This is a genomic window from Pseudomonas sp. E1BtOHC1, from assembly GCF_058744285.1.
This window is the reverse complement of sequence record NZ_CP196023.1, coordinates 1,198,573-1,222,362: the sequence shown is the minus strand read 5'-3', so window position 1 is coordinate 1,222,362 and position 23,790 is coordinate 1,198,573. Positions and strand designations below refer to the sequence as shown.

Genomic DNA, 23,790 nt, shown 5'->3' with positions numbered 1-23,790 from the left:
CCTGACAGCGGCCGCTGAAAAACGGGCGTTGATTCCCACACCACCGAACAGTCGCAAGCACCATACAGATTCATGCACTATATTGGTGCAACACCTTGCACTCAGGGGCCATTCCCAGCCCATTTTGGTTCGAAAATACCCGCCAGGGCTGGCAAAGCGCCACGCAATCGAGCTTCAAACAGCTGTTTCAGGGCTTGGACGCTTCTTTTCGGAGCCTTGGTTTGGTTTTTGCATTTTCTCCACATCAGCGCCTTACCCGCGCGCGCAATTCGGGACCGGCCCCGGATTGTCTTGCTTCAAAAGAGGTCACCCTTTACCCATGACCATCAGCGACCCACTGCACCGTCTGCTTCTGGACAACCTGACCACCGCCACCATCCTGCTCAACGCCGACCTGCGCCTTGAGTACATGAATCCGGCGGCGGAGATGCTCCTGGCCATCAGCGGCCAGCGTAGCCATGGGCAATTCATCAGCGAGCTGTTCACCGAATCCGCCGAAGCCTTGAGCTCCCTGCGCCAGGCAGTGGAACAGGCGCACCCGTTCACCAAGCGCGAAGCCATGCTCACCGCCCTGACCGGCCAGACCCTGACCGTCGACTACGCGGTGACGCCGATCCTCAGCAATGGCGACACCCTGTTGCTGCTGGAAGTCCACCCCCGGGACCGGCTGCTGCGCATCACCAAGGAAGAGGCCCAGCTGTCCAAGCAAGAAACCAGCAAGATGCTGGTGCGCGGCCTGGCCCACGAGATCAAGAACCCCCTGGGAGGGATTCGCGGCGCCGCACAATTGCTGGCCCGGGAGCTGCCCGAGGAAAGCCTCAAGGACTACACCAACGTCATCATCGAAGAGGCCGACCGCCTGAGAAACCTGGTGGACCGCATGCTGGGCTCGAACAAGTTGCCATCCCTGGCACCGACCAACATCCATGAAGTGCTGGAGCGGGTTAGCAGCCTGGTGGAAGCCGAAAGCCAGGGCTGCATCACCCTGGTACGCGATTACGACCCGAGCATCCCCGACGTTTTGATCGACCGCGAGCAGATGATCCAGGCGGTGCTCAACATCGTGCGCAACGCCATGCAGGCCATCAGCACCCAGAACGAAATGCGCCTGGGGCGCATCACCCTGCGCAGCCGCACCATGCGCCAGTTCACCATCGGCCATGTGCGCCATCGCCTGGTGACCAAGATCGAAATCATCGACAACGGCCCGGGCATCCCCGCAGAGCTGCAGGACACCCTCTTCTTCCCCATGGTCAGTGGCCGGCCGGACGGTACCGGGCTGGGTCTGGCCATTACCCAGAACATCATCAGCCAGCACCAGGGCCTGATCGAATGTGACAGCCATCCCGGCCACACCACCTTCTCGATCTTTCTGCCTCTGGAACAAGGAGCCCCATCGACATGAGCCGTAGTGAAACCGTGTGGATCGTCGATGACGACCGTTCTATCCGTTGGGTCCTGGAAAAAGCCTTGCAACAGGAAGGCATGACCACCCAGAGCTTCGACAGCGCCGATGGGGTGATGAGTCGCCTGGCACGCCAGCAGCCGGACGTGATCATCTCCGATATCCGTATGCCCGGTGCCAGCGGCCTCGACCTGCTGGCGCGGATTCGCGAGCTGCACCCGCGCCTGCCGGTGATCATCATGACCGCGCATTCGGACCTGGACAGCGCCGTCGCCTCCTACCAGGGCGGGGCCTTCGAGTACCTGCCCAAGCCATTCGATGTGGATGAGGCGGTGTCCCTGGTCAAGCGCGCCAACCAGCACGCCCAGGAACAGCAAGGCCTGGAAGTGGCGCCGACTCTGACCCGTACCCCGGAAATCATCGGTGAAGCACCGGCGATGCAGGAGGTGTTCCGCGCCATCGGCCGCTTGAGCCACTCCAACATCACGGTGTTGATCAACGGCGAGTCGGGCACCGGCAAGGAACTGGTGGCCCACGCCCTGCATCGCCACAGCCCGCGGGCGGCTTCGCCGTTCATCGCCCTGAACATGGCGGCGATTCCCAAGGATCTGATGGAGTCCGAGCTGTTCGGCCATGAAAAAGGCGCCTTCACCGGCGCCGCCAACCTGCGCCGTGGACGTTTCGAGCAAGCCGATGGCGGCACCCTGTTCCTCGACGAAATCGGGGATATGCCCGCCGATACCCAGACTCGCCTGCTGCGGGTTCTGGCCGATGGCGAGTTCTACCGGGTCGGTGGACATACTCCGGTCAAGGTCGATGTACGGATCATCGCCGCCACCCACCAGAACCTGGAAACCCTGGTGCATGCCGGCAAGTTCCGTGAGGACCTGTTCCACCGCCTCAACGTGATCCGCATCCATATTCCGCGCCTGTCGGACCGTCGTGAAGACATCCCGACCCTGGCCAAGCACTTCCTCAGCCGTGCCGCCCAGGAACTGGCGGTGGAACCCAAACTGCTGAAAAACGAAACCGAGGAATACCTGAAGAACCTGCCCTGGCCGGGCAACGTGCGCCAGCTGGAGAACACCTGCCGCTGGATCACCGTCATGGCGTCGGGGCGCGAGGTGCACATCAGCGACCTGCCGCCGGAGCTGTTGAGCCTGCCCCAGGACTCGGCGCCGGTGACCAACTGGGAACAGGCCCTGCGCCAGTGGGCCGACCAAGCCCTGGCCCGTGGGCAATCGAGCCTGCTGGACAGCGCGGTACCGAGTTTCGAGCGGATCATGATCGAGACCGCCCTCAAGCACACTGCCGGCCGCCGCCGCGACGCTGCAGTCCTGCTGGGTTGGGGCCGCAACACCCTGACCCGCAAGATCAAGGAGCTGGGAATGAAGGTGGACGGTGGCGACGAGGACGAAAGCGAAGAAGGCTGAAGCCCCGCCCCACGGCACGTAGGAGCTGGCTTGCCAGCGAAAAGGCCCCTGAGCCTTGCAGAGCGCTGACAGGCGCTTTCGCCGGCAAGCCGGCTCCTACGACGAGGATGGGCGTGCACCAGGATGGGGTGCATGCACTGCCCGAAGGCGCGATGAACCGCAATCGAGCACAGCGCGATCATTCGAGGCCTGGCCTTCAAATCTGAAAATTTGCCCTTCGAAAACGCAAAAGCCCCGGAATCCGGGGCTTTCGGCTTTTTATCCAGGCAATTCATACACGACCGGCCAGAGTTGGCACGCCCCCTGCAATAACTCCATCACTACCCAGTTTCGGGGACCTTGGTACAGGCAGGCCGGGGATTCCCCTCTTTAACACCCGGCCCACCACGCTCACAGCGACGGGCCAAGCTTTCGGGAACCTCGGTACAGGCAGGCCGGGAATTCCCTCTTTAACACCGGGCTCATCAAGCGCATCGCGACGAGCCCAAGGTTTCGGGAACCTCAGTACAGGCAGGCTGGGGCTTCCCTCTTTAACACCGGGCTCATCACGTTGTGAACGACGCGCCCACAACCCTTTCGGGGACCCTGGTACAGGCAGGCCGGGAATCCCCTTCTTTACACCGGGACTCATCGCCCCCAAGGCGATCAGCCCCTCCCGCTTTTGGGGGCCTTGGTACAGGCAGGCCGGGGTTTCCCTCTTTTATTCCTCCCGCAGGTGGATCGCCAGGCGCCAGCGCCCCTCCACCTCGCTACCCGCCCAATCGCCCCGCAACGGCCGGGCGGCCACCAGGTTCAGTAGCAAGCCCTGGTCCGCCAGGCGCACCCGCCAGTTCACATTCTTCTGATTGACCTGTAGCTGGCCGTTCTGCACGCGCCCCTGGGCGTCGAACAGCAACGCCACGGCGCCGTCGATATGTTCGCCGTGAACCTTGGGTTCATGGTTGAACCACAGCACCAGGCCATCAGGGGCCACCTCGACCTGCTGCAGTTCCACAGGATCGGGCTGGGTCAGGCGGCCGATCATCAGCCCCACCATCATCCCGACAATCGCCAGGGAGCCGAATACCCGCAGCATTAGCTTCGGTCGCGAGTACGCTTCAGGCGTAGAATGCAGCCTGTCTTTCTCTTCGGAGCCGTGCATGTTTCACGTCATCCTCTTTCAACCAGAAATTCCGCCGAATACCGGCAACGTTATCAGGCTATGCGCCAACAGCGGCTGCCACCTGCATTTGATCGAGCCGCTGGGTTTCGAAATGGACGACAAGCGCCTGCGCCGTGCCGGCCTCGACTATCACGAATACGCCACCCTGCAACGCCATGCCGACCTTGCCAGCTGTCTGGAGAGTCTTGGCCATCCGCGCCTGTTCGCCTTCACCACAAAGGGCTCGCGCCCCTTCCATGACGCCAGCTTCCAGGAGGGCGACGCCTTCCTGTTCGGCCCCGAGAGCCGCGGGCTGCCGGCGGACGTACTGGACGCCCTGCCGGGCGAGCAGCGCCTGCGCCTGCCCATGCGCGAAGGTTGCCGCAGCCTGAATCTGTCCAACACCGTGGCCGTGGCCGTCTATGAGGGCTGGCGGCAGTTGGGGTTCAAGTAGGGCCTGGGGGGCGCGGGCAAGCCCGCTCCTACAGGTTTTGCCCGAGCATGAAAAAAGCGCCATTACAGGCGCTTTTTTCATGCTCGGGCGACGCTCTTATTGAACGGTGTTCTCGCCGGCGGACTGCAGACGTTGCAGTTCCTGGGCGTACAGCGCGTCGAAGTTCACCGGGGCCAGCATCAGGGCCGGGAACGAACCACGGGTCACCAGGCTGTCCAGCGCTTCGCGAGCGTAAGGGAACAGGATGTTCGGGCAGAAGGCACCCAGGGTGTGGCTCATGGAAGCCTCGTCCAGGTTCTTGATCAGGAAGATGCCGGCTTGTTGCACTTCAGCGATGAAGGCCACTTCGTCGCCGTTCTTCACGGTCACGGACAGGGTCAGCACCACTTCGTGGAAGTCGGCTTCCAGGGCTTTCTGACGGGTGTTCAGGTCCAGGCCGACGCTTGGTTCCCACTGCTGGCGGAAGATGGCCGGGCTTTTCGGCGCTTCGAAGGACAGGTCACGCACGTAGATGCGCTGCAGGGAGAATTGCGGTGCGCTTTCGTCTTCGGCAGCAGCAGTGTTCTGTTGGTCAGTCATCTCATGATCCTTCTTGATCTTGGGTCTATAGGGTTAGGTTCTGTACGCAAACTGCCTGCGCTTCGACCATGCTGCGTTAAAAACAGGCTCGGAATGCTCATGTAGGCCCCTACACTCCGCTTCCTCGCCTGTTTTTGCCTTGCCTGATCTTCGCTCGGCGAGTTTCCATACGAACCTAGGAATTTCAGGCCGCCAGCAGCGCGTCGAGCTTGCCGGCGCGCTCCAGGGCAAACAAATCATCACAACCACCTACATGGGTGGCACCGATCCAGATCTGCGGCACGGACGTGCGTCCGGCCTTCTGGGCCATATCGGCGCGCACCTGCGGCTTGCCATCGACCTTGATCTCTTCGAAGGCTACGCCTTTGCTCCCGAGCAGATGCTTGGCCCGCGAGCAGTAAGGGCAGTAATCACTGGAGTAGACGATGACCTTGGGCATTACTTCACCAATGGCAGGTTGTCGGCTTTCCAGCTGGACACGCCGCCGGACAGTTTGGCCGCGGTGAAACCGGACTTCATCAGTTCACGGGCATGAGTGCCGGCGTGCTGGCCTTGGGCGTCCACCAGGATGATGGTCTTGGCCTTGTGCTTCTCCAGCTCGCCGACGCGGGCGGTCAGCTTGTCCTGGGGAATGTTCAGCGCGCCGACGATGTGGCCGGCAGCGAAGTCCTTGGACGGACGGATATCGATCACTACGCCCTGCTCGCTGTTGACCAGTGCGGTCAGTTCACGGGTGCTGAGGCTGCGGCCACCGCGGCTCAATTCATGAGCGATCAACAGAGCCAGCAGGATGGCGAAGGCGCCGACGAGCAAGTAGTGTTCAGTGGCGAATTGAATCAGGTGAGCAACCATCTAAGGAGGTTCCAGGGCGTTAAAATGTCGGCCAGTATACACAGCCCTCAAGGTCGGCCAAACCCCGCCCGGCGGTGACGCCACCGGAACTTCGCTTTAAACTGCCACTCCCTTTTTCAACACCTCCCTTTTCAACACTTTCCTATCCAGCCACGAGTGGACGCCATGACTACCACGCCTAAACCTTTGGTCCTGATGATTCTGGATGGCTTCGGTCACAGCGAGAGCCACGAATCCAACGCCGTCTATGCGGCCAAGAAGCCAGTCCTGGACCGCTTGTGCGCCAGCATGCCCAACGGCCTGATCTCCGGCTCGGGCATGGACGTCGGCCTGCCGGACGGGCAGATGGGCAACTCCGAAGTCGGCCACATGAACCTGGGTGCCGGTCGCGTGGTGTATCAGGACTTCACCCGGGTGACCAAGGCCATCCGTGACGGTGAGTTCTTCGAGAACCCGACCATTTGCGCGGCCGTGGACAAGGCCGTGGCCGCCGACAAGGCCGTGCACATCCTCGGCCTGCTGTCGGACGGCGGCGTGCACAGCCACCAGGACCACCTGATCGCCATGGCCGAACTGGCCTTCAAGCGCGGCGCCGAGAAAATCTACCTGCACGCCTTCCTCGACGGTCGCGACACGCCGCCGAAAAGCGCCCAGTCGTCCATCGAACTGCTGGATGAGACTTTCAAGACCCTGGGCAAGGGCCGCATCGCCAGCCTGATCGGCCGTTACTTCGCCATGGACCGCGACAATCGCTGGGACCGCGTGGCCCAGGCCTACAACCTGATCGTCGACGGCCAGGGCCAGTTCAACGCCGCCACCGCCCAGGAAGGTCTGCAAGCTGCCTACGCCCGTGAAGAGAGCGACGAATTCGTCAAGGCCACCACCATCGGTGAACCGGTGAAGGTCGAAGACGGCGATGCCGTGGTGTTCATGAACTTCCGCGCCGACCGGGCCCGCGAGCTGACCCGGGTCTTCGTCGAGGACGACTTCAAGGACTTCGAGCGTGCGCGCCAGCCAAAGCTGGCCGGCTTTGTCATGCTCACCCAGTACGCCGCCAGCATTCCCGCGCCGTCGGCCTTCGCTCCGGGCAGCCTGGAAAACGTGTTGGGCGACTATTTGGCGAAAAACGGCAAGACCCAGCTGCGCATTGCCGAAACCGAGAAATACGCTCACGTGACCTTCTTCTTCTCCGGCGGCCGTGAAGAGCCGTTCCCGGGCGAAGAGCGCATCCTGATTCCGTCGCCAAAAGTCGCCACCTACGACCTGCAGCCGGAAATGAGCGCTCCGGAAGTCACTGACAAGATCGTCGATGCCATCGAGCACCAGCGTTACGACGTGATCATCGTCAACTACGCCAACGGCGACATGGTCGGCCACAGCGGTGTGTTCGAAGCCGCGGTGAAAGCCGTTGAATGCCTGGACCTGTGTGTCGGTCGCATCGTCGATGCCCTGGAAAAAGTCGGCGGCGAAGCGCTGATCACCGCCGACCACGGCAACGTCGAGCAGATGTCCGACGAGTCCACCGGCCAGGCCCACACGGCCCACACCACCGAGCCGGTGCCTTTCATCTATGTGGGCAAGCGTGCGCTGAAAGTCCGCGAAGGCGGGGTCCTGGCAGACGTAGCGCCTACCATGCTCAAACTGCTGGGCCTGGCGCAGCCTGAAGAGATGACCGGCAAGTCGATACTGCTGGACGCCTGAAACTGAAGCTGGCTGTTTCCTGCACAAACGCCCGATACACCGTATCGGGCGTTTGTGTATCAGCAGCAGCCATTGCCTCGCAGACTCTCCAGCTGATGAGCGCATCCGGGCAGCACAATCCTCAGCACTGCCGCACAAATAGTAATAGTTATCAGTTACGATTGCGCAGCATCTGGAGAAATCGAATGAACAAGACCGCTGTATTTTTTTTAGCCTCCGTCCTCGCAGGTTGCGCCAACCCTGCCCATGTTGAACACAGACACACACCTGAAGTGGCTGCACTCGAAGATCAGCGTCCCTCGGTGGAAATGGATAGCTACACCGCCGAGAAACTGAGCGCCCTGCTCAAGCTCCGCCAACAGTCCGAGGCAGACAGCATGGGCCAACTGAGCGAGCAGATTTCACGGGAGTTCATGCACACGCCTTATGCAGCGAACATGTTGCAAGGCTCGGCGACCCTGGCGGAGAAGCTGGTCGTCGACTTCAGGGGCCTGGATTGCTTCACCTACCTGGATTACGTCGAGGCCCTGCGAAAATCCACCGACCAGGACAGCTTCATCAAGAACCTCATCCAGACCCGCTATGTCGGCGACGGCGTGCACTATGCAGACCGCCGGCACTTCTTCACGGATTGGGCGCATGCCGGGCAACCGCTGACCGAAGACCTGACGGCGCAGCTGAGCGCGGATGCGGTGACCGTGACTAAACACCTCAACCAAAAGGCTAACGGCGACCTATACCTGCCAGGCCTGCCCCTGGTTGAACGCGACATAACCTACATACCCAGCACGTCGATTGACGAGCAGTTGCTCAGCCGCCTGCACACTGGCGACTACATCGGCATCTACACCCATCTTGCGGGCCTGGACGTCACCCATACCGGGCTCTTCATCAAAACCGCCAACGGCCCCGTGCTGCGCAATGCATCGTCCAAGAAGATGCAACGCGAGGTCATGGATTCACCCTTCATGGAATACGTGCAGAACATCCCGGGCATCGTGGTGTTGCGCACCCGACAAGACGGCCAGGCTTTCACACCGCAGTCGGTGCCGAATATCGACGCGCAATCAGCACGGCAACCAAGCCAGGCGCTCACTCACGGCTGATGGCCAACGGCGATCGGCCGCCAGCCACGCCAGCGAACGGGCCCGGCTCGATCGGGGTCGGCGGCAATAACCGCCTGCATCCTGATAGCAAAAGGCCCAATAATGGGCCGGAAACGGCTTTTTATGACGAACGCCTCAAAGCAGTTGGCTTTGAGGCGTTTTTTTTGCAGCGATGGGCGGGCATACTAGACCGTCCCTTTCCCTGGTGTCGCCCGCCTCTATGCTTCGCGCCCTGATTGCCCTTGCTCTGATCTGCCTGCTCCAACCGGCTTTTGCCGATGAGCGCGCGCAAACCCAACAACAGTTGGACGCCACGCGTCAGGACATTGCCGAGCTGAAAAAGCTGCTGGGCAAGCTGCAGGAAGAGAAGTCCGGCGTGCAGAAAGACCTGCGCGGCACCGAGACCGAGATGGGCAAGCTGGAGAAGCAGGTCGAAGCCCTGCAGAAAGAGCTGAAAAAAAGCGAATCCGAGCTGCAGCGACTCGATGAGGAGAAAAAAAAACTCCAGAGCGCGCGCACTGAACAGCAACGACTGATCGCCATCCAGGCCCGCGCGGCCTACCAGAACGGCCGTCAGGAATACCTCAAGCTGCTGCTCAACCAGCAGAATCCGGAAAAATTCGCCCGCACCCTGACCTACTACGACTACCTGAGCCAGGCGCGCCTGGAGCAGCTGAAGAATTTCAACGAGACCCTGCGTCAGCTGGCCAATGTGGAAAAGGACATCTCCCTGCAACAGGCCCAGTTGCTGGTGCAGAAGAGCAGCCTCGACACCCAGCGTGCAGAACTCGACAAGGTCCGCAAAGAGCGGCAACTGGCCCTGGCCAAACTCAATGACGACGTGAAGGCCCGGGACGACAAGCTCAAGGCCCGCGAACAGGACCAGGCCGACCTGGCCAAGGTCCTGAAAACCATTGAAGAAACCCTGGCCCGCCAGGCCCGTGAGGCAGAGGAAGCGCGCCAGAAAGCGCTGATCGCCCAGCAGGAAGCCGAAAAAAAGCGTTTACGTGAGGCCCAGGCCGACGCCAGCGATGCCCCGCGCAAGCCCGTCAGATCAAGCCCCGGTGCCTTGGTTTCCAGCGCCGGTCCTTCCTTCGGTGGTGCATTTGCTGCGGCCCGGGGAAAACTTCCATGGCCCGTTGATGGTCGACTGCTGGCACGCTTTGGGGAAACCCGTGGCGACGACTCCCGTTCCAAGTGGGACGGGGTGATGATCAGCGCCGCTGCCGGCAGCCAGGTGCACGCCGTACACGGTGGCCGGGTAGTGTTCGCCGACTGGCTGCGCGGTGCCGGGCTGCTGGTGATCCTCGATCATGGCAACGGTTACCTGAGCCTCTACGGACACAACCAGACCCTGCTCAAAGAAGCCGGTGATGTGGTCAAGGCCGGAGAGTCCATCTCCACAGTGGGCAATAGTGGCGGACAGGACACTCCTGCGCTGTACTTTGCAATTCGTCAGCAGGGCCGCCCCAGCGACCCGGCACAGTGGTGCCACGCGCAAGGATAAGCGCTGCATCTAAATTAGGAGTTCGTTCGACATGCTGCATTTGTCCCGCCTTACCTCGCTGGCCCTGACGATCGCCCTGGTGATCGGAGCGCCTCTGGCGTTTGCCGCCGAAACCGCTCAATCAGCGACCGCCGCGACCACCAAGGCACCTCTGCCGCTGGAAGAACTGCGCACCTTTGCCGAGGTCATGGACCGGATCAAGGCGGCCTATGTCGAACCCGTGGATGACAAGACCCTGCTGGAAAATGCCATCAAGGGCATGCTCAGCAACCTCGACCCGCACTCGGCCTACCTGGGGCCGGAAGACTTCGCCGAGCTGCAGGAAAGCACCAGCGGCGAATTCGGCGGCCTGGGCATTGAAGTCGGTGCCGAAGACGGCTTTATCAAAGTGGTCTCGCCCATCGACGACACCCCGGCCTCCAAGGCCGGCATCCAGGCCGGCGACCTGATCGTCAAGATCAACGGCCAGCCGACCCGCGGCCAGACCATGACCGAAGCCGTGGACAAGATGCGCGGCAAGATCGGCCAGAAAATCACCCTGACCCTGGTGCGCGACGGCGGTACGCCGTTCGACGTGACCCTGGCCCGCGCCACCATCCAGGTGAAAAGCGTGAAGAGCCAGTTGCTGGAATCGGGCTACGGCTACATCCGCATCACCCAGTTCCAGGTCAAGACCGGCGAGGAAGTCTCCAAGGCCCTGGCCAAGCTGCGCAAGGACAACGGCAAGAAGCTCAATGGCATCATCCTCGACCTGCGCAACAACCCGGGCGGCGTGCTGCAGGCCGCCGTGGAAGTGGTGGACCACTTCATCACCAAGGGCCTGATCGTCTACACCAAGGGCCGCATCGCCAACTCCGAGCTGCGCTTCTCCGCCACCGGCAAGGACGAGAGCGAAGCCGTGCCGATGGTGGTGCTGATCAACGGCGGCAGCGCCTCGGCTTCGGAAATCGTCGCCGGCGCCCTGCAGGACCAGAAACGCGCGGTGCTGATGGGCACCACCAGCTTCGGCAAAGGCTCGGTACAGACCGTGCTGCCGCTGAACAACGACCGTGCGCTGAAGATCACCACCGCCCTGTACTTCACCCCCAACGGCCGCTCGATCCAGGCCCAGGGCATCGTTCCGGACATCGAAGTGCGCCGCGCCAAGATCACCAGCGAGGCCCAGGACGGCGAGTACTTCAAGGAAGCCGACCTGCAGGGCCACCTGGGCAACGGCAACGGTGGTGCCGACAAGCCAAGCGGCTCGTCGAGCAAGGCCAAGCCGATGCCACAAGATGACGACTACCAGCTGGCCCAGGCCCTGAGCCTGCTCAAGGGGCTGAGCATCACCCGCGGCAAGTGATTGAACCCTTCGCTGGCAAACCGGCTCCTATCAGGAGCCGGTTTGTGTAGGAGCTGGCTTGCCCGCGAAGCGCCCGCCAGGGCGCCAATCCCCCCTAAAGGCCTGACCCCGATCCCCATGATTTCCCGCTGCTCACCCCTGTTCCGCTCACTCCGGGCCCCGCTGCTCACCCTGCTGTGCCTCTTGCCCCTTGCAACCCAAGCCGCCGAACCCACAGCCGCCGCACCCAAGGCCTACCTGAGCCTGATCATCGACGACCTCGGCCAGAACCTGCCCCGTGACCGTCGCGTACTGGCCCTGCCCGGCCCGGTAACCACGGCGATCATGCCCGACACGCCCCACGCTGCCGAATTCGCCCGCGAGGCCCATCGCGCCGGCAAGATCGTCATCCTGCACATGCCCATGGACCCGGCCACCGGGCCGTTCGCCTGGCACCCCGAATTGCCCATCGAAGAGTTGCAAAAACGCCTGGAAGCCGCCTTCCAGGCCGTGCCCTACACCAGCGGCATCAACAACCATATGGGCAGCCGCATGACCGCCCAACCCCAAGCCATGGCCTGGCTGATGGCTGACTTGCAGCGCCGCCACAAGTTCTTCGTCGACAGCCGCACCAGCGCCCAGACAGTCGCCGCCGCCGAAGCGCAGAAGATCGGCCTGGCCAGTGTTTCCCGGGATGTATTCCTGGATGACGAGCGCACCGAAGCGGCGATTGCCCAGCAGCTACAGACAGCGATCAAGCTGGCCCGCAAACAGGGTTCGGCGGTGATGATCGGCCACCCTTATCCACAGACCCTGGCGGTGCTCGAGCGCGAACTGCCCAAGCTCAAGGCCCAGGGCATCGAGTGGATCGATATCAAGTCGATGATCAGTCTGCGCAGCAACCAGGCCATGGCGGGGCATGGCAAGAATGGGGTTTATCGCTAAAGCCCTTCGCCGTAGGAGCTGGCTTGCCAGCGAAGCGCCTACAGATAACGCCCCATGATCTCTTCCACCACTCCCTCTTTGCGCATCTGCTCCAGGGCCGCCTGCAGCTTGGCCACAACCTCGTCAGGCACGTCCTTGTTCAGGGCCAGGTACAGCTCGGCGCTATTGAAGCGCAGCACGGTCTTGAGGCCGGTGATGCCTTCCTGCTTGGCCAGATAACGTCCGGCCGGGTCGCCGGTGGCCCAGAGGTCGATCTGCCCCGCCACCAGCTTCTTGGCATTGTCCTGGTCCCGCAGCACCACCTGGGGTGTCAGGCCCTGCTTGGTCAGGGTCTCGGCAATGGCATCGCCCTTATAGGCGCCGATCTTGTATTTGCGCGCCTGTTCCAGGGATTCGAGGGTGATCTTGCTGCCGGCCTTGGCCAGCATGATCCAGTCATCCGGGCCAATGGGGCCGACCCACTTGAACAGCGGTTCGCGGTCCGGCAGACGCGCCATGACGAACACGCCATAGCCCGGTTGCTCCAGGGCCATCTTGTAGATGCGCTCCCAGGGGAAGCGCAGGGTCAGGCTGTAGTTGACCCCGGCACGCTTGAACATTTCGCGGACGATATCCACGGCAATGCCATCGATATTCTCGCCTTGAGCGAAGTTCTTGCCGTTCTTGGCCATGTTGTAGGGGGGAAAGTTTTCCGTCAGCAGCACCAGGGAGGTGTCGGCGGTTTCAGCGGCGCGGGCCAGGCTGCCAAGGAGCAGCGAAGCGCTGGCGACAACCACAAGAAGACGTTTGAACATGACGGGTTACCAGAATCCATGGCGTGCTCAAGAGTGCCGCGAGCACGCCATGCTGTCCAGTGGCTATCGCACAACAATCCCGCGCTGGGCCATATAGGCCTTGGCCTCGGGAACCGTGTATTCGCCGAAGTGGAAAATGCTCGCCGCCAGCACTGCACTGGCGTGGCCTTCAATGATGCCGTCGGCCAGGTGCTGGAGGTTGCCGACGCCGCCGGAAGCGATCACCGGAATACCCAGCGCATCACTGATGGCCCGGGTCACGCCCAGGTCAAAGCCGTTTTTCATGCCGTCCTGATCCATGCTGGTCAGGAGGATTTCGCCGGCACCCAGGCCTTCCATCTTCTTCGCCCACTCCACCGCGTCCAGCCCGGTGGGCTTGCGCCCGCCATGGGTGAAGATCTCCCAGCGCGGGGTTTCGCCCGGGCCGGAGACTTTCTTCGCGTCGATGGCGACCACGATGCACTGGGAGCCGAAGTGCTGCGCCGCTTCGCCGACGAACTCGGGGTTGAACACTGCTGCGGTGTTGATCGAAACCTTGTCCGCGCCGGCATTGAGCAAGTTGCGGATGTCCTGCACGGTGCGCACACCACCGCCCACGGTCAGCGGGATGAACACCTGGCTGGCCATGCGCTCGACGGTATGCAGAGTGGTATCGCGCCCATCGACGCTGGCGGTGATATCGAGGAAGGTGATCTCGTCGGCGCCCTGCTCGTCGTAGCGTCGAGCGATTTCCACCGGATCGCCGGCGTCACGGATGTTCTCGAACTTGACGCCCTTGACCACCCGGCCGTTGTCCACGTCCAGGCAAGGGATGATGCGTTTGGCCAATGCCATGGCGAGTCCTCAGCCTTGGTACGAATCGCAGAAAGCCTGGGCTTCTGCGACATCGAGGGTGCCTTCATAGATCGCGCGGCCAGTAATGGCGCCGATGATTCCTGGAGCCTTGGCATCCAGCAGGGCCTTGATGTCGCCCAGGTTGTGGATACCGCCGGAAGCGATCACCGGGATCTTGGTGGCCGCCGCCAGGGCTGCGGTGAACGGCACGTTGCAGCCCTGCATCATGCCGTCTTTGGCGATGTCGGTATAAACGATGGCGGACACGCCGTCGGCTTCGAAACGCTTGGCCAGGTCGATCACTTGCACGCTGCTGACTTCAGCCCAGCCATCGGTGGCGACGAAGCCATCCTTGGCGTCCAGGCCAACGATGACCTTGCCCGGGAAAGCGCGGCAAGCCTGGGCAACGAACTCCGGCTCCTTGACCGCCTTGGTGCCGATGATCACGTAGCTCACGCCGGCCTTCACATAGTGTTCGATGGTTTCCAGGGAGCGGATGCCGCCACCGATCTGGATCGGCAGATTCGGGTAACGCTTGGCGATCGCGGTCACCACCTCGCCGTTCACCGGCTGGCCTTCGAAGGCACCGTTGAGGTCCACCAGATGCAGACGACGGCAACCGCCTTCAACCCACTTGGCAGCCATGCTCACCGGGTCATCGGAGAACACCGTGGAATCTTCCATGCGGCCCTGGCGCAGACGTACACAGGCACCGTCTTTAAGATCGATAGCGGGAATAATCAGCATCTGGCAAACCTTCAAATTCGATTGTTCAGCTTCACTCGAAAATCAATTTTTCTCGAGCGCCCACAGGTCGCTTTCGATGCTCTCGAACCTCTCTTTGAGGTGCGTCTGCACATCGAAAATCGCCCGGTTGTAATAGTGCGGAGCAATTTCGCGGGTAAACAGCTCAAGAATTTCCGCCGCCTCGAACGAGCCCAGGTCGAGCTCGAAACGGTCCTCCATGAAGCGCTTGATCTTGTGCGTCGCCTCACTCTCCTGTTCGGTAGTGAGGGTCAGGATCGGCGGCTTGGACTTCTTGATCGCCATTACCAGCGACCGTCCCAGGCCGCGAAGTTCTGCAGCAACTGCAGGCCGTGGGTATGGCTCTTCTCCGGGTGGAACTGCACGGCGAAACGCGAGCCGTCGGCCAGCGCTGCGGCGAAGTCCACGCCATAGTGACCGCTGCCTACCACCTGCCGGGCATTGCCGGCATTGATGTAGTAGCTGTGCACGAAGTAGAAGCGCGCCAGGTCCGCAATGTTGTGCCACAGCGGATGGTCCACCGCCTGCTTCACCTCGTTCCAGCCCATGTGCGGCACCTTCAGGTGTTCGCCATCCTCGATCAGGCCCTTGCCGAAGAACTTCACCTGGCCGGGAAACAGGCCGATGCAGTCAACACCCTCGTTCTCTTCGCTGTGGTCGAGCAAGGCTTGCATGCCCACGCAGATGCCGAGGAAAGGACGATCCTGGCTGACTTCACGCACCAGGGCGTCGAAGCCCAGGCGACGGATCTCGGCCATGCAATCGCGAATGGCACCCACGCCGGGAAACACCACCCGGTCGGCTTCGCGAATCACGTTGGCATCACTGGTGATCAACACCTTGCCGGCGCCCACGTGCTCCAGGGCCTTGGCCACCGAGTGCAGGTTGCCCATGCCGTAGTCGATAACGGCGACGGTCTGCATTACAGCACGCCCTTGGTGGACGGCATCTGGCCGGCCATACGCTCGTCCAGTTCCACCGCCATGCGCAGTGCACGGCCGAAGGCCTTGAACACGGTCTCGATCTGGTGGTGCGTGTTGGTGCCGCGCAGAGTATCGATGTGCAGGGTCACGTTGGCGTGGTTGACGAAGCCCTGGAAGAATTCCTGGAACAGGTCAACGTCGAAACCGCCGACAGTGGCGCGGGTGAAGGGTACGTGCATCTGCAGGCCGGGACGGCCAGAGAAGTCGATTACCACGCGGGACAGGGCTTCATCCAGCGGCACATAGGCGTGACCGTAGCGACGGATGCCCTTCTTGTCGCCGATGGCCTTGCTGAACGCCTGGCCGAGAGTGATACCGACATCCTCCACGGTGTGGTGGTCGTCGATATGCAGGTCGCCCTTGCTTTCGATGTCCAGGTCGATCAGCCCGTGCCGGGCGATCTGGTCCAGCATGTGCTCAAGGAAGGGCACGCCGATATCGAATCGGGCCTTTCCGGTGCCATCCAGGTTGATCGAGGCTTTGATCTGGGTTTCCAGAGTGTCGCGCTCGACAGATGCCTTACGTTCGGCCATCACCAGCTCCGCAAAATCATTGGGCGAAAAAGGCGAATAGTATAGGCCCGACGGCGGCCAAACAGAAACACGCTGGACAATATCCTGACGGGCGCCAGCCAATGGCTACGGGGCTGTACCTGTCATGACAAGCGGCGAAGCGTTCGCCGGCCAGCCGGCTCCTACGTAGGAGCTGGCTGGCCAGCGAAGCCCTTAATGGAACAGCACCGCCGTCTTCTGCAGGGTGACCCACACGCCCCACGCCAGGGGAATGCCCACGGCCAGCCAGGCAGCGATCACCAGCGGCTGGCTGGCGGACGAAGCTTTCCACTCCAGCACGACGCTGCTGTCAGCGCCCTTGTCGTGGCCCAGAGCCTGCTCGGCCGCCAGTTGCTCGTCGGTCATGAAGTACTTGTCGGCTACCGGGCGCACCAGCAGGTTGCACAGGAAGCCCAGCACCAGCAGGCCGGCGAGGATGTACAGGGTGATGTCGTAGGCCGCGGCGCGTTCGACGCCGATGCTCAGCTGATACTCACGCAGGTAGTTCACCAGCACCGGGCCCAGTACGCCCGCCGCCGCCCAGGCAGTCAGCAGGCGACCGTGGATCGCACCCACCATTTGTGTCCCGAACAGGTCCGCCAGGTAGGCCGGAACTGTGGCGAAACCACCGCCGTACATCGACAGGATGATGCAGAACGCCGCCACGAACAGGGCGATGTTGCCCAGGTGGCCGAGGTTCGGAATCAGCGCGTAGAGGGCAAAGCCCAGGGCGAAGAACACGAAGTAGGTGTTCTTGCGACCCAGGTAGTCGGAGAACGACGCCCAGAAGAACCGCCCGCCGATGTTGAACAGGCTCAACAGACCGGTGAAGCCGGCAGCGATGGCGGCGATCTGCGCCAGTTGCCCGGCATCCAGCTGGCTGAAGGTCAGGTCGTTGCCCAGCAACTTGCCGGCGAACACTTCCTGCAGCAGCGGCGACGCCATGCCGAGGATGCCGATACCGGCCGATACGTTGAGGCACAGCACCAGCCAGACCAGGCGGAACTGCGGAGTCTTCCAGGCCACGTTCACGTGCACATGGCGGTGGGTGATCATCGCATTGGCGGCTTTCTTCGCCGGCGCAGTCCAACCTTCAGGTTTCCAGCCGGTCGGCGGAACCCGATAGGCCAGGGCGCCGCCGATCATGAACACGAAGTAGATCGCGGCCATCACCAAAAAGCTCTGCCACACGCCGACGCTGGTAGGCGTGGCGAAGTAGCTCATCAGGGCTGCCGCCAGGGGCGCGCCCACCATGGCGCCACCGCCAAAGCCCATGATCGCCATGCCGGTGGCCATGCCGCGCTTGTCCGGGAACCACTTGATCAGGGTCGACACCGGGGAAATGTAGCCCAGGCCCAGGCCAATACCGCCGATGACCCCGGAGCCGATCCACATCAGCCAGATCTGGTGGGTGTAGATCCCCAACGCCGAAATCAGCAGGCCGCCGCACCAGCACAGCGCGGAAACCACCCCTGCCTTGCGCGGCCCGGCATGTTCCAGCCAGCCGCCCCAGATCGCTGCCGAGCAGCCCAGGAAGATGAAGAACAGGGTGTAGATCCAGCCGAGCATGGAGATCGGCCAGTCACACTGGGACGAAAAGACCTGCTCGATAAAACCCATGCCCGGCGCACACGCCACTGGCGCACCGATGCCCAGCGCCTTGGACAGCGGCAGCCAGAACACCGAAAAGCCGTAGGCCATGCCGATGCACAGATGAATGGCCAGAGCGGCCGGTGGGACCAGCCAACGGTTGAAGCCGGGCTTGGCAATGATGCGTTCTTTGGACAAGAACGCTGGCTGAGCAGACGGACTGGCCGCCGCGTTGCTAGAGCTCATGGATGTTTCCCCCAATTATTAGAATTGTTCATCGGCCACTCATCTGCGACGACCTTGGCACGCGGGCGCGGTCGTTTTATTGAGTAAAGCTCCATTTGGGCAGACGCGACATTAAGTCGCACAAGGGCGAACGAACCGCGAGAGGTTACCATTTGCGACAAACTAAAAAACCAAACTGACATTACCTTTTTTCCCGCAACTGCTTCGCCCGCAGGCCAGGCCACTGGCAAAAAAATGGCCGCCACGACGAAAAAACCTCTAACTGCAATGGGTGACCAGTCGTCAGGTTCAGAGCGTTATACTCCCTCGCTAAATTTTGAATTCGACATACAAGGACTCGCCCATGAAAGCGTTCGGCAAAATCCTGGGTCTGGTAATTCTCGGGCTGTTGCTGATCATCGTGGCTCTCGGCTTCGCCTTGACCCACCTGTTTGATCCCAACGACTACAAAGAAGAGATTCGCCAGATTGCCCGCGACAAGGCCCACATCGAGCTGACGCTCAATGGCGACATCGGCTGGAGCCTGTTCCCCTGGCTCGGACTGGAACTGCACGACGCCGGCGTGGCCACCCTGGCCAACCCGACCCAACCTTTCGCCGACCTGCAGATGCTTGGTCTGTCGGTCCGGGTATTACCGCTGCTGCGCCGTGAAGTGCAGATGAGCGATGTGCGGGTCGAAGGCCTCAACCTGCGCCTGAACCGCGACAAGGATGGCCACGGCAACTGGCAGGACATCGGCAAGACCGCTCCTACCGACAAGCAGGCCGCAACCCCGGCCACCAGCACCGGCGAAGCGGGCCAGCCAAGCGTCGGCGCAGACAAGCCCTCGCAACCGATCCGCCTGGACATCGACAGCCTGACCGTGAACAACGCCCGGGTTGAGTACAACGATGAGCAGACCGGCAAGCAGTTCACCGCCGAAAGCATCCAACTGAGCACCGGGCCGATCCACGAAGCCAGCAACACCCCGGTCAAGCTCACCGCCTTCCTCGCCAGCACCCAGCCCGCCGTGCGCGTGCGCACCGAACTCAATGGCGAGCTGCGCTTCGACCGCGCCCTGCAGCGCTACCAGTTCGAAGACATGCGCCTGTCCGGCGAAGCTACCGGTGACCCGCTGCAAGGCAAGACCCTGACCTTCGCTGCCCAGGGCCAGCTGTTGCTGGACAAGGCCGCCAACGTCGGCCAGTGGACCGGCCTGAAAGTCTCCCTCAACCAGCTGCGCGCCCTGGGCGAACTCAAGGTCAATGACCTGGACAAGACCCCGCAGATCAGCGGCGGAATTTCCATTGCCCAGTTCGACCTGGCGAAATTCGTCGACAGCATCGGCCAGACCCTGCCGGCCATGGCCGAAGGCAGCCTGAGCAAGGTCGAGCTGGTCAGCCGCCTGCAAGGCACGCCCAGCAGCCTGGCCCTGGAAGACCTGAACCTGAAGCTCGACGACAGCGCCTTCAGTGGCCGCCTGGCCATCGAGGACTTCGACAAGCAATCCCTGCGCGCTCAGCTCAAGGGCGACACCTTCAATGTCGACCGCTACCTGCCGCCCAAATCCGCCGCAGCCAACAGTGCCGCCACAGCACGCAAGGCTGAGGTGCAAAGCAGCGAAGCCGACGCCATGGCCGGCGCCGGCACCACGCCGCTGCCCAACGCCCCGACCAAGGGCGCCTGGAGCACCGACAAGCTGCTGCCAGTGGAGCGCCTGAGCAAACTCGACGTCGATGCCGACCTGAGTTTTGGCCAGTTGACCCTGGACAAGCTGCCGATCCAGAACGCCGCGCTCAAGGCCAGCGGCCAGGGCGGCCTGCTCAAGCTTTCCAGCCTGCGGGGCGAGCTGTACAACGGCAGTTTCGAAGCCAGCGGCAATCTCGATGTGCGCCAGAGCACACCGCAGTTGAGCCTGCAGACCAAGATCAACCGCGTACCGGTGGAACGCATCCTGGAAAGCCAGGGCCAGAATCCTCCGGTCAAAGGCCTGGTGACTCTGAACAGCAACCTCAGTGGCAGCGGCAACAGCCAGAAAGCGCTGATCGATAGCCTCAACGGTACTGCCAGCTTCGTGATCAACAACGGCGTGCTGCTCAACGCCAACATCGAACAGCAGCTGTGCCAGGGCATCGCGGTGCTCAACCGCAAGAACCTCAGCAGCACGCCACGGGGCAAGGACACACCGTTCCAGGAGCTCAAGGGCAACCTGACGTTTCGCAACGGCGTGGCCAGCAACCCGGACCTGAAAGTGCGCATCCCCGGCATGACCGTCAACGGCAATGGTGATATCGACCTGCGGGTGCTGGGCATGGACTACCGGGTCGGCATCGTCGTCGAGGGCGACCTCAGCGACAATCCGGACCCGGCCTGCCAGGTCGGCGAACGCTTTACTGGTGTTGAACTGCCGCTGCGCTGCCGGGGCCCGCTGGAGCTGGGGGCCAAGGCCTGCCGCTTGGACAAGGACGGCCTGGGCCAGGTTGCCGCCAAGCTGGCCGGTGACCGGCTGCAGCAGAAGATCGACGAGAAACTCGGTGACAAGGTCAGCCCGGAACTGAAGAACGCACTCAAGGGGTTGTTCAAGCGATGAGAGCCGAGGCCTTTGCACCGGCGGTGCTGGACTGGTACGACCGCCATGGTCGCCACGACCTGCCCTGGCAGCAGGACATCAACCCGTATCGGGTGTGGGTCTCGGAGATCATGCTGCAACAGACCCAGGTCAGCACCGTGCTCAACTACTTCGACCGCTTCATGGCCTCACTCCCCACGGTGCAGGCCCTGGCCGAGGCCCCGGAAGACGAAGTGCTGCACCTGTGGACCGGCCTGGGCTACTACACCCGGGCGCGCAACCTGCAAAAGACCGCGAAGATCGTCATGGCCGAATACGGCGGCGAGTTTCCCCGGGACGTGGAGCAACTCACCGAGTTGCCGGGCATCGGCCTGTCCACCGCCGGCGCCATCGCCAGCATCAGCATGGGCCTGCGGGCACCGATTCTCGACGGCAACGTCAAGCGGGTGCTGGCCCGCTTCACCGCCCAGGAGGGCTACCCGGGGGAACCCAAGGTGGCCAAGCAGCTGTGGGCCGCCGCAGAACGCTTCACGCCCCACAGCCGGGTCAACCACTACACCCAGGCGATGATGGACCTGGGGGCGACCCTCTGTACCCGGAGCAAGCCCAGCTGCCTGTTGTGCCCTCTGGAGCGCGGCTGCGAAGCCCACATGCTCGGCCTGGAAACCCGCTACCCGATTCCCAAGCCGCGCAAGGAGGTGCCGCAGAAGCGCACCCTGATGCCGTTGCTGGCTAACCGCGAAGGCGCCATCCTGCTCTACCGACGCCCCTCCAGCGGGCTCTGGGGCGGCCTCTGGAGCCTGCCGGAGCTGGACGACCTGCAAGACATCCAGCACCTGGCCCTGCAGCACTCCCTGGAACTGGGCCAGCAACAGCAAATGCCCGGCCTGGTGCACACCTTCAGCCACTTCCAATTGGCCATCGAGCCCTGGCTGGTCCGGGTCGAAGAGTCGGCGCTGCACGTCGCCGAGGCCGACTGGCTCTGGTATAACCTCGCCACCCCGCCGCGCCTGGGCCTTGCCGCCCCGGTGAAGACACTGCTCAAACGCGCGGCCGAAGTCTTGAATGCAGGAGAGTCGTCATGACCCGCACCGTAATGTGCCGCAAATACCAGGAAGAACTACCAGGCCTGGAACGCCCCCCGTACCCGGGCGCCAAAGGCCAGGATATTTTCGAACACGTTTCGGCCAAGGCCTGGGCTGACTGGCAGAAACACCAGACCCTGCTGATCAACGAAAAGCGCCTGAACATGATGAATGCCGAAGATCGCAAATATCTGCAGGGCGAGATGGACAAATTTTTCTCCGGCGAGGAATACGCCAAGGCCGACGGCTACGTGCCACCGGCTGAGTAAACCCGTTGAAAATCGGGGGTGGAACGTAAGCGACGGTAATAATTAAACATTTTTTTCAAAACTTGCTTGACGCCCCCCTGAAAAACCCGTTTAATGCGCCCCGTTGCCCAGATAGCTCAGTCGGTAGAGCAGGGGATTGAAAATCCCCGTGTCGGCGGTTCGATTCCGTCTCTGGGCACCACCTTCAGCTTTCAGGTGGTGTTTACATCACGTGAAAGCAACCAGAAAACCCGCCTAGTGCGGGTTTTTTGTTGCCTGTCATTCAGCCCTTCCCTTCCCCCTGCTCGACACCCCGGCCTTCTTTCCTGCACAACCAAGCCGCTGCGCGACCATCACGCCACCCACACAGCGCATCACGCCTCGCTTTTTCTCAAGCGTTCACTTAAGCGAAGTACCATTTTGAGATAATCATCTTTTGATATTCGAGCAGAACCCCTATAGAACAGGGCCTATGGCAAAAAAATCATAGATAATTTTTTCGGCTTTCGAGATGTTTGCACAATGCCTGCATTCTTCCATCACGATCTTGAGCTGCTAAACCCATCCTTCGACTCCCCTCTGGTGGACGTGCTGAGCGAGCTTGAGCACCTTCGGCGCTTGCGATTGGAAGGCGATACGCCTCCTGCGGTCTTCTATCAGCTGAAAACGATCTTCCACATCCTGGAAAGCCTGGGTTCGGCGCGCATCGAGGGCAACCACACAACGCTTGCCGACTACATCGAGAGCAAGGTGGAAGGCACAGCGCAGGACTCCGACCCGTTACGCGAAGTGGCGAACATCGAAAAAGCCATGGATTACATCGAGCAAACCATTGGCCCGGGAACACCAATCACCGAGCTCACCATCAGAGAGCTGCACGCGATGACCGTCCAGGACCTGGAGCGAGAAGGCGATAAGACGCCTGGAGCGTATCGCCAGGGCGAAGTACAGATCGCTCAGGCCGCCCACCTACCTCCTGATGCCCTGATGGTACCCAGCTACATGCAAGAGCTGGTGGAGTTCGTCAATCGGGAGGACCTCCCCAAATACGACCTGATGAAAGTGGCCTTGACCCATCACCGGTTTGGTTGGATTCACCCATTTGGCAACGGCAATGGCCGCGTGGTGCGCCTCCTGACTTATGCACAGCTGATGAAATATGGCTTCAACGTCGATACGGGTGGCCGTGTACTCAACCCTACCGCTGTTTTCTTCAATGATCGGGAACGTTACTACGCCATGCTCGCCACCGCGGACCAAGGAACCAAGGCCGGGCTGGAGACCTGGTGCACTTACGTTCTAGAGGGCATTAGGGACGACCTGGAAAAGGTCAATCGCCTCACCGACTACCGCTACCTGACCCGGCACATCCTGGCTCCTGCCATTACCTTTGCTCGGGATCGACAATGGATCACTGCAGCGGAAGAAACGGTACTGACCACAGCGATCAAGTCAGGCGTTGTTAAGTCGAGCGACATCGCCCAGGTACTGCCCAAGCTGACTGCCGGACAAAGGACCTATCAAATAAAGAAACTGGTGGACCAGGGCATGCTATTGCCCATCAGCGCCAACGCCCGGCAATACACCATCGGTTTCTCCAACAGCTACCTCATCAGAGGAATGATCAAGGCGCTTCGAGAGCAAGGGTTCATACCGGCACCGCTTGAGGCGCCATGACACTCTCTCGGACTCTCCAAGGGCG

23 protein-coding genes and 1 tRNA gene are annotated in these 23,790 nt (G+C 61.8%); 13 read left to right on the top strand and 11 right to left on the bottom strand.

The window, feature by feature from the left end; translation table 11 throughout:
* The first annotated feature begins 319 nt into the window (after positions 1 to 319).
* Positions 320 to 1,405: a nitrogen regulation protein NR(II) gene (glnL, locus tag ACSSVC_RS05675; RefSeq protein WP_346634193.1), complete on the top strand. Its 1,086-nt coding sequence runs from the start codon at positions 320 to 322 to the stop codon at positions 1,403 to 1,405.
* Positions 1,402 to 2,838 (top strand): nitrogen regulation protein NR(I), encoded by a 1,437-nt coding sequence (ntrC, locus tag ACSSVC_RS05670; RefSeq protein ID WP_346634192.1) that lies wholly within the window; start codon positions 1,402 to 1,404, stop codon positions 2,836 to 2,838. The genes glnL and ntrC overlap by 4 nt, the downstream gene beginning before the upstream one ends.
* Before the next feature lie 700 nt (positions 2,839 to 3,538).
* Here ntrC and ACSSVC_RS05665 read toward each other — a convergent pair.
* Positions 3,539 to 3,979, bottom strand: coding sequence for a hypothetical protein (locus ACSSVC_RS05665; RefSeq protein WP_346634191.1), 441 nt, complete (start codon positions 3,977 to 3,979; stop codon positions 3,539 to 3,541).
* Between ACSSVC_RS05665 and trmL the strand changes: the two genes are divergently transcribed.
* Positions 3,978 to 4,433, top strand: coding sequence for a tRNA (uridine(34)/cytosine(34)/5-carboxymethylaminomethyluridine(34)-2'-O)-methyltransferase TrmL (gene trmL / locus ACSSVC_RS05660; protein WP_011058750.1), 456 nt, complete (start codon positions 3,978 to 3,980; stop codon positions 4,431 to 4,433). The genes ACSSVC_RS05665 and trmL overlap by 2 nt on opposite strands.
* A 96-nt stretch (positions 4,434 to 4,529) precedes the next feature.
* Here the strand turns inward: trmL and secB are convergent, their stop codons facing one another.
* The 3 genes from secB to ACSSVC_RS05645 form a co-directional block, all read right to left on the bottom strand.
* Positions 4,530 to 5,012 (bottom strand): protein-export chaperone SecB, encoded by a 483-nt coding sequence (gene secB / locus ACSSVC_RS05655; RefSeq protein ID WP_016963308.1) that lies wholly within the window; start codon positions 5,010 to 5,012, stop codon positions 4,530 to 4,532.
* Between the two features lie 184 nt (positions 5,013 to 5,196).
* On the bottom strand, positions 5,197 to 5,451 hold the full coding sequence (gene grxC, locus ACSSVC_RS05650; RefSeq protein WP_102882126.1) for a glutaredoxin 3: 255 nt from the start codon (positions 5,449 to 5,451) through the stop codon (positions 5,197 to 5,199).
* The gene (locus tag ACSSVC_RS05645; RefSeq protein ID WP_346634190.1) at positions 5,451 to 5,864 is read right to left on the bottom strand and encodes a rhodanese-like domain-containing protein; all 414 of its coding nucleotides are present in this window, start codon (positions 5,862 to 5,864) and stop codon (positions 5,451 to 5,453) included. The genes grxC and ACSSVC_RS05645 overlap by 1 nt, the downstream gene beginning before the upstream one ends.
* 165 nt (positions 5,865 to 6,029) lie before the next feature.
* Here ACSSVC_RS05645 and gpmI point away from each other — a divergent pair, with 165 nt between their 5' ends.
* From gpmI to ACSSVC_RS05620, 5 genes are all read left to right on the top strand, one after another.
* Positions 6,030 to 7,565: a 2,3-bisphosphoglycerate-independent phosphoglycerate mutase gene (gene gpmI / locus ACSSVC_RS05640; protein ID WP_346634189.1), complete on the top strand. Its 1,536-nt coding sequence runs from the start codon at positions 6,030 to 6,032 to the stop codon at positions 7,563 to 7,565.
* A gap of 185 nt (positions 7,566 to 7,750) precedes the next feature.
* Positions 7,751 to 8,671 carry a DUF1460 domain-containing protein gene (locus ACSSVC_RS05635; RefSeq protein WP_346634188.1) on the top strand — a complete coding sequence of 307 codons (921 nt, stop codon included), beginning with the start codon at positions 7,751 to 7,753 and terminating at the stop codon, positions 8,669 to 8,671.
* Between the two features lie 220 nt (positions 8,672 to 8,891).
* Positions 8,892 to 10,178, top strand: coding sequence for a murein hydrolase activator EnvC family protein (locus tag ACSSVC_RS05630; protein WP_346634187.1), 1,287 nt, complete (start codon positions 8,892 to 8,894; stop codon positions 10,176 to 10,178).
* 31 nt (positions 10,179 to 10,209) lie between these two features.
* Positions 10,210 to 11,520, top strand: coding sequence for a S41 family peptidase (locus ACSSVC_RS05625; protein ID WP_110595366.1), 1,311 nt, complete (start codon positions 10,210 to 10,212; stop codon positions 11,518 to 11,520).
* Positions 11,521 to 11,637: 117 nt separating this feature from the next.
* Positions 11,638 to 12,444, top strand: a complete 807-nt coding sequence (locus ACSSVC_RS05620) for a divergent polysaccharide deacetylase family protein (protein ID WP_346634186.1) — start codon at positions 11,638 to 11,640, stop codon at positions 12,442 to 12,444.
* Positions 12,445 to 12,482: 38 nt separating this feature from the next.
* Here ACSSVC_RS05620 and ACSSVC_RS05615 read toward each other — a convergent pair whose 3' ends face one another.
* The 7 genes from ACSSVC_RS05615 to ACSSVC_RS05585 form a co-directional block, all read right to left on the bottom strand.
* The gene (locus ACSSVC_RS05615; protein ID WP_446439539.1) at positions 12,483 to 13,238 is read right to left on the bottom strand and encodes a substrate-binding periplasmic protein; all 756 of its coding nucleotides are present in this window, start codon (positions 13,236 to 13,238) and stop codon (positions 12,483 to 12,485) included.
* Between the two features lie 63 nt (positions 13,239 to 13,301).
* Positions 13,302 to 14,072, bottom strand: coding sequence for an imidazole glycerol phosphate synthase subunit HisF (gene hisF / locus ACSSVC_RS05610; protein WP_015633827.1), 771 nt, complete (start codon positions 14,070 to 14,072; stop codon positions 13,302 to 13,304).
* A gap of 9 nt (positions 14,073 to 14,081) precedes the next feature.
* Complete coding sequence (gene hisA, locus ACSSVC_RS05605) at positions 14,082 to 14,819, bottom strand: 1-(5-phosphoribosyl)-5-[(5-phosphoribosylamino)methylideneamino]imidazole-4-carboxamide isomerase (protein WP_019093879.1); 738 nt, start codon at positions 14,817 to 14,819, stop codon at positions 14,082 to 14,084.
* Between the two features lie 42 nt (positions 14,820 to 14,861).
* The gene (locus tag ACSSVC_RS05600) at positions 14,862 to 15,122 is read right to left on the bottom strand and encodes a DUF2164 domain-containing protein (protein WP_123724143.1); all 261 of its coding nucleotides are present in this window, start codon (positions 15,120 to 15,122) and stop codon (positions 14,862 to 14,864) included.
* Positions 15,122 to 15,760 (bottom strand): imidazole glycerol phosphate synthase subunit HisH, encoded by a 639-nt coding sequence (gene hisH, locus ACSSVC_RS05595; RefSeq protein ID WP_123724144.1) that lies wholly within the window; start codon positions 15,758 to 15,760, stop codon positions 15,122 to 15,124. The genes ACSSVC_RS05600 and hisH overlap by 1 nt, the downstream gene beginning before the upstream one ends.
* Positions 15,760 to 16,353 (bottom strand): imidazoleglycerol-phosphate dehydratase HisB, encoded by a 594-nt coding sequence (hisB, locus tag ACSSVC_RS05590; protein ID WP_011058736.1) that lies wholly within the window; start codon positions 16,351 to 16,353, stop codon positions 15,760 to 15,762. Before hisB ends, hisH begins: the two co-directional genes overlap by 1 nt.
* Before the next feature lie 192 nt (positions 16,354 to 16,545).
* Entirely contained in the window at positions 16,546 to 18,207 is a 1,662-nt protein-coding gene (locus tag ACSSVC_RS05585; RefSeq protein ID WP_346634184.1) for an OFA family MFS transporter, read from the bottom strand.
* Positions 18,208 to 18,550: 343 nt separating this feature from the next.
* Between ACSSVC_RS05585 and ACSSVC_RS05580 the strand changes: the two genes are divergently transcribed.
* The 5 genes from ACSSVC_RS05580 (at position 18,551) to ACSSVC_RS05560 (ending at position 23,765) form a co-directional block, all read left to right on the top strand.
* Positions 18,551 to 20,776 carry an AsmA family protein gene (locus ACSSVC_RS05580; RefSeq protein WP_346634183.1) on the top strand — a complete coding sequence of 742 codons (2,226 nt, stop codon included), beginning with the start codon at positions 18,551 to 18,553 and terminating at the stop codon, positions 20,774 to 20,776.
* On the top strand, positions 20,773 to 21,840 hold the full coding sequence (gene mutY / locus ACSSVC_RS05575) for an A/G-specific adenine glycosylase (protein ID WP_404938073.1): 1,068 nt from the start codon (positions 20,773 to 20,775) through the stop codon (positions 21,838 to 21,840). The genes ACSSVC_RS05580 and mutY overlap by 4 nt, the downstream gene beginning before the upstream one ends.
* A complete protein-coding gene (locus ACSSVC_RS05570) occupies positions 21,837 to 22,109 on the top strand; it encodes an oxidative damage protection protein (protein ID WP_015633824.1) in 273 nt (90 codons plus the stop codon). Before mutY ends, ACSSVC_RS05570 begins: the two co-directional genes overlap by 4 nt.
* Before the next feature lie 105 nt (positions 22,110 to 22,214).
* Positions 22,215 to 22,290, top strand: a tRNA-Phe gene (locus ACSSVC_RS05565).
* Between the two features lie 320 nt (positions 22,291 to 22,610).
* Positions 22,611 to 23,765, top strand: coding sequence for a Fic family protein (locus tag ACSSVC_RS05560; protein WP_404938072.1), 1,155 nt, complete (start codon positions 22,611 to 22,613; stop codon positions 23,763 to 23,765).
* Positions 23,766 to 23,790: the final 25 nt, after the last annotated feature.